The organism is Gracilibacillus suaedae (assembly GCF_017599345.1).
Taxonomy (GTDB): Bacteria; Bacillota; Bacilli; order Bacillales; family Amphibacillaceae; genus Gracilibacillus; species Gracilibacillus suaedae.
In genome coordinates this window covers 1-5954 of sequence record NZ_JAGFVL010000055.1, presented here as the reverse complement: position 1 = coordinate 5954, position 5954 = coordinate 1, and the positions used below count along the sequence as shown (strand labels likewise).

8 protein-coding genes and 1 pseudogene are annotated in these 5954 nt (G+C 32.1%); 3 read left to right on the top strand and 6 right to left on the bottom strand.

Annotated elements, in window-relative coordinates; all coding sequences use genetic code 11:
• Positions 1-1290 precede the first annotated feature (1290 nt).
• Together J5J03_RS15920 and J5J03_RS15915 are read left to right on the top strand one after the other, a co-directional pair.
• On the top strand, positions 1291-1590 hold the full coding sequence (locus J5J03_RS15920) for a putative quinol monooxygenase (protein WP_208590842.1): 300 nt from the start codon (positions 1291-1293) through the stop codon (positions 1588-1590).
• Positions 1591-1802: 212 nt separating this feature from the next.
• The gene (locus J5J03_RS15915) at positions 1803-2495 is read left to right on the top strand and encodes a DUF421 domain-containing protein (RefSeq protein ID WP_208590841.1); all 693 of its coding nucleotides are present in this window, start codon (positions 1803-1805) and stop codon (positions 2493-2495) included.
• Between the two features lie 61 nt (positions 2496-2556).
• Here the strand turns inward: J5J03_RS15915 and J5J03_RS22385 are convergent.
• From J5J03_RS22385 to J5J03_RS15890, 5 genes and pseudogenes are all read right to left on the bottom strand, one after another.
• Positions 2557-2998 (bottom strand): annotated as a pseudogene (locus J5J03_RS22385) (phage holin family protein); the annotation flags it as partial.
• A 144-nt stretch (positions 2999-3142) separates the two neighbouring features.
• Entirely contained in the window at positions 3143-3571 is a 429-nt protein-coding gene (locus tag J5J03_RS15905) for a hypothetical protein (RefSeq protein WP_208590840.1), read from the bottom strand.
• 64 nt (positions 3572-3635) lie between these two features.
• On the bottom strand, positions 3636-3824 hold the full coding sequence (locus tag J5J03_RS15900; RefSeq protein WP_208590838.1) for a hypothetical protein: 189 nt from the start codon (positions 3822-3824) through the stop codon (positions 3636-3638).
• A 97-nt stretch (positions 3825-3921) separates the two neighbouring features.
• Entirely contained in the window at positions 3922-4344 is a 423-nt protein-coding gene (locus J5J03_RS15895) for an SRPBCC family protein (RefSeq protein WP_231710787.1), read from the bottom strand.
• Positions 4345-4443: 99 nt separating this feature from the next.
• Positions 4444-4611 carry a hypothetical protein gene (locus tag J5J03_RS15890; protein WP_208590836.1) on the bottom strand — a complete coding sequence of 56 codons (168 nt, stop codon included), beginning with the start codon at positions 4609-4611 and terminating at the stop codon, positions 4444-4446.
• Between the two features lie 586 nt (positions 4612-5197).
• Here J5J03_RS15890 and J5J03_RS22380 point away from each other — a divergent pair.
• Positions 5198-5473 carry a DUF378 domain-containing protein gene (locus J5J03_RS22380; RefSeq protein ID WP_407927841.1) on the top strand — a complete coding sequence of 92 codons (276 nt, stop codon included), beginning with the start codon at positions 5198-5200 and terminating at the stop codon, positions 5471-5473.
• 148 nt (positions 5474-5621) lie between these two features.
• On the opposite strand, the gene J5J03_RS15875 is transcribed toward J5J03_RS22380, so the two are convergent.
• Positions 5622-5954 (bottom strand): IS3 family transposase (locus J5J03_RS15875; protein ID WP_208590834.1); only part of this gene is annotated, 333 nt, incomplete at its 5' end.

Below are 5954 nucleotides of genomic sequence, written 5' to 3'. Positions count from 1 at the left end.
CCCCTTTCGCCTTCCTTTTATTTTACCTTCTTCTCTTGCTTGTATGAGTATATCTAATTCTTTGTTAATCCGATCAATGTCCTCTTTTGTTATTTCTTCAAGTAGGTCTTGTTGGGATGGATTTTTCAACATTTCATTACCTCCCTTGTACCTATTTCTCAATAATAATTTCGACACTTACAATATAATTCCTTCCCCAAAATACAATTTGCATAAATTTAATATTTGAATATATAATTATACGTCTCTTGGAATCGATTGAGAAAAAAGCTTTCGAGGAAAGGAGTGAGTTAAAGCAACAAATCATATGAAAAATTTGAAGGTTTTGCAGACAGGTAACAATGACATGTTTACGGAGTATACTTTTTATCCTAAACGCCAAGAAGAAAAACGGAATTATTTTAATCCGACTATACAGAAGAAGGTATTGCTTATTCTTGAGGAGTTGATTGAAAAAAGGGAAAAGGTAGGTAGTTAATAATGTAATCCATTTTGAACATACATTTTATTTTGGTACGCTAAAAATAATGAATTGAAAGTAGGTTTCGTAAAAATGGCATCTAAAATTTATTTATTTTCATTCGATTCTAATAAATCAACGCAGACAGAAACCTGTGTAAGTCAAAGGCTTTCAAAGCTTTACGATATCAAACATGTACATAACACCGTCTATTTCATTAAAACAGTTGATGATGTTCACCTTTTAGAGAAATACTTGTCCTCTTGTTTTGATAATAACACTAGCTATTTTTTGGTCAACATTACAGATCAACAAATGGTTACATTAATACAATTTCTTCAGATATCAATCGCTGGATGGATAATATTTAAAATGAAACCACCACTTAATAGTGATGGGTATTGAGGTGAATACAGTTAGCATTATGGCACTGCTTTTTAGTATGGAGAAAGTTATTAAAGACTTTTTGAATCTATTCGTGTTTTGAATTTTTCTCAGTCATTTCTTTACGTAGCTTCTTAATTTCTTCTGTCTGACTAAGAATATTATTGTTAACCTTTCTAATTACATCGTATATGGCGAAAAGTCCAACAAAAAATAAAATGATAAATAATAAATTCATTTTTTACCTACTTTCATTTTAAAACTTTACACATTAACAAAGGAGTGTTCATTCCTTAATCGGTATTATAACATAATTACTAAAAAACCCACCACTAACAAGTTGGACGATTTTTAGTAAAATTCAAATATAATAGTTCGCAATTAATAAGAAATTCAATAAAAATAATTTGATATCATTAAGGTAAATATTTAGAGAGGAGAATAGCATGAGTGCAAATAAAGTAATAATAGCAGGATGGTTTACAGTTGATGCGAGTAAGCGTAATGAGGTTGTCAAGGCACATGAAGATCTAATAAAGCGTGCTCGTCAAGCTCCAGGTTGCATTGATTTAGCAATCACAGCTGATCCAGTTGATACTACAAGGATAAACAACTTCGAATTTTGGCAGTCCGAAGAAGATTTAGAAGCATGGCGGGCCATTGCTAACCCTCCAAAGGAGATTACCCCGATTCTCAATGTAGAAATGCAAAAACATGAAATTAAAAAATCTGGACCTCCATTTTAAATAATTAAAATGGAAGTAACCATAATTTAGCCCAAGCTTTCCATGCTTGGGCTTTTGTTAACTACTTAGATATTTTGTACACAACCAGGTTATTGATTATGAAATGTTCCACATCAAACTGGTAACAAGAACGTATTACAACATAAGTTGTTATAGTATATATAAGCAATAGTAAGACAATAATGGTAATAAAAGATATAAGGATGATAGACATGAATGAATATTTTTCGATTGCAATTGAGCTATTATCAGGATTTGTTTTATTGTTGTTAATCACAAAATCTTTAGGGAAAACTCAGTTCTCTCAAATTACCCCTTTTGATTTTATATCTGCATTAATTTTAGGGGAACTAGTCGGAAATGCCGTCTATGATGATGAAGTAAAACTTGGTCATATAGCATTTGCTATTTTATTTTGGGGAATTTTGATATATGTTGTCGAAATGATAACTTTGAAGTTTAAAAATTCCAGGAAACTTTTTGAGGGAGAACCCAATATAGTTATACATAAAGGACAGATTAAATATAATACTTTAAAAAGAATTAAATTGGATATAAATGCATTACAGGGCCTAATACGACAACAAGGATATTTTTCTATACAAGAAGTAGACTATGCAATTATCGAATCAAATGGTATGGTAAGTGTTCTACCTAAATCTGAATATGACACTCCCAAAATTAGTGACTTGAACTTACCACCTAATCCTGTAGATTTGCCTATAACATTTATTATAAATGGGGAAGTTATTTATGATAATTTAAAAGAAGCTGGCTGTGACGAAGAATGGTTAAAGAATCAACTTTTAACCCAAAATGTGACTAATTATAAAGAGGTTTTATATGCAGAATGGCAACCAAATAAACCGCTTTTTGTTCTAGGGTATGAAAATAAAATGTGTTAGTTTTGACTAAAAAATAGATTCCATAAACTAAATAAACTTGCAAAAAGCTCTCGGCGATCCATTATAAAATTAAAGTGTGGAGATCGAGCGTTGATCGAAGTCCCAACATCTTAACCAGTGCATTTATATGCCCTTCGTTCAACTCATCTCTTATTTCTTCCGTAATGCTCTTACTATTTTCTTGATCAATAGACTTCAATTTCTTAGCTCGTCTAGCTGGCACCAGGACTCCTACTTCAGCAAGATTTTGATAATACTTAGACCTTCATTCGCAATATAAGAAGCACAGTCGCATAAGTGACTGCAACGTTAAGACCTAATATTTGATCTACCACGTTAGCCAGGATAATTACTACTAGAATGAGTAACTTTCTATCCTATCCGAAAAGTGATTTACGCGAACACAATCAACCATTCTTAATTGCTTTGAAAATACCTGTGACAATCCCTAATGCCAACAACAATAACAACAAGTGGAGAAACTTGACTTCTCCAAATAAATAAAAGTGTCAGCTTCTAAATAACTCAATTGTTTCTCTCTCTCATTTTCTGTTCATCTCCTTATTCATAATAAATTTGATCCCCTTCTATTTTTGGCATTAAAAAAGCACCTCTTTTGAGATGCTTCATAGCTATTAGTTTACTTATTACAATTTCGGTTTTATAAATTGATATATAGATTGAAAATTTTGCCCTTCAAGCACAACATACCGTGCACTACTTTCATTTACGAGAGTTAAACCCTTACCGTCCTCAAACAAATAAATAGAATAGACGTTTTCGGCTAACGTCAATCTGATTGAAACTGATTGAACGAAATCAATTAACCCTGTTTTCCAATTAAATGAATGAAAAAGATTTTTCAGTTCCTTTTGTTTTTGCTCTGACAGATTTAAAATCTGATCAGGGACATTTTCTTCCAACAGCTTATCATTCCCTATTGCTCTTGCCAGTACATGATTAGATACTATTTTGTGATTTGAATTGCTTGATACAGCAATAACTCCATTTGCATAACCTACTGAGCAAAGAAGAATTGTTGTGGTGAATAGAAGATGTGCTATCTTTTTTCGCATCGCATTCACACTCCTTTACTTAGTTAGTCGTTTAATAGCTTCAAATGGTTACATAAAAACCTAACTATGCGCTAGGCTCTTCCATGATTTTAGCAGCTATCTCATTTCTAACAAGTCCTTCTAATCCCGTAATGGCTTCATTTCCGGAATAATGCTCTGCGGTATATATAGCCATTGATGTTAATACTCCGCTCGTCATTACTATACCAGTAATTAAAGACAAAATTCCTAACCACTCAATAGCTATCCGCATTCACTAAACCCTCCCTTTTCTTACATTATTATACAATATTTCTATGAGAAAAAACACCTACTTTTGTGTAGGTGCTTACAATTAATATTTTTCACTATTATTTAACTAATGCAACTCTCAAATTAACACCATATTCCAAATATCCCTTTAAACAAGTTAACATATAAACCCATCCCTCTTTGTTATCTACCAGTTTAAGTATTAACTCATCATCATTTTCGTTAAAACCTTCCTCGATCACTTGAATAATTGTATCGGAGTTATTCAACTCTTCTAATGTAATTGTAACAATATAACCTTCATTCCACTTAAAAACAAGTTTCTTGTTTGTCACAACTTCTATTATTTCTATATCCCCTTTAGCATCGTATTCATCGTATCTTAATGTAATCGTCTTACCCTGTTCCCACCTTTCAGAACTGGATGAAAACCAAAAATTACCGATCTTTAATGGATCTACAAAGGCTTCAAACACCTCATGAGTTGGCTTTAATATTTTCATTTTTGTTATGTTCTTCAATATCCTAAACAACTCCTTTTCTTTTGGGTTTAGATTACTCTTGTACACCACTCTATCATATTGACTTTTGTATCCCTTCTTCTAAATTGCTATTTTGAGCTATGAACTAAATTTCCTCATCAGCAAGCTACCATAATACTTCACTTTATCTTTTCTTTTTCCTTTTTCTCTTTCTTGGATAAGTGTATCTAATTCTTCATTAATGTGATCAATGTCTTCCTTCGTTAGTTCGTTAAGTAGGTCTTGATGGGATGTATTTTTTAGCATTTTACCTCCCTCCCACTATGACATATATACTATTACTTTCGACAAGAACTGTTAAATCCCTTCCATAAAATACAATTTGCATAAAATTAATATTTGAATATACAACAAGAACGAATGTTCCTGTGATAAGGTGAATATTTTGAGATATATAACTGACGAAGAATTCAAAATTGCAAGTCGCTATTTGTTCTTGTCTATGGCTATTGATATTATTCAGAAGGATTTAAATACATTAAGAGAACAACAGTATATTTAAGATCAACGAGCTTTATCTTAAACTCCTGGAATCGATTGAGAAAAAAGCTATTGAGGAAAGACGTGAACTGAAGCAACAAATGCATATGAAACATTTAAAGGTGTTACAGACAGGTAAAGACGACATGTTTACGGAGTACACTTTTTATTCTAAACGTAAAGAGGAAAAACGGAATTATTTGAGTCAATTAAGTTGAAAACGGTCAACTAAGGTTGTCTTTTTTTATTACAAAAACTTTTATAATTGATCGTATAACTAGGAAAAACAAACTAATGATAAAGATAACTATCTAAAAAAAGGAGGCGATATAAATGAATACACTACAACGTATTGCTTAGCATTAGTAATTATTGGTGGTATAAACTGGGGCTTGCATCTATATTTGGAGGACAAGATGCTGCACTTTCCAGACTAATCTACACATTAGTAGGAATCGGTGCTTTATGCTGTTTACCCTTATCGTTCGCAGATGAGTCTAAGAGAGACATTGAAGGAAGTCAAAATTTAGCTTATTCTACTGAGTTTGCAGAGGAAAATGAGCTGTCTGAATTTAACAATAAATTTTACTGGGAAATTTTATTAAAAACACCCCTCTTCTTTTTCTAAAAAAATTTTAAGAAGAAGGATGAAGCTTGGTTAGAAAAAGAACCCAAATAGTCTTCGTACAAAATCTATTATTAAAAAGATAACTAATAGACCTAATACTATTTGTGAGAGTATAGCCTGGTATGTCAACACTAAATCGGACAATTTTTTAAAGGTTCATCAACTTGTATTCAGTAGGTGTTAAATAATTTAGAGATCCATGAATTCGAATGTGGTTGAACCAATGAACATAATCAAAAAGTTCAAGGTCAAGTTCGTGTTGGTTAGTAAAATAAGCCCCTTTGACAAACTCTGTTTTGATGGTCTTAAATGTAGCTTCTGCAACGGCATTGTCATACGGCGTTCCTTTTTCGCTCAATGAACGCTCAATACCAAACGTTTCTAATGCCTGATCAATAAGTTGGTTCTTAAACTCACTGCCTCTATCCGTGTGAAACAATTCAAGATGATGAAGATTGTATGGAACGGATGCAAAGGCACG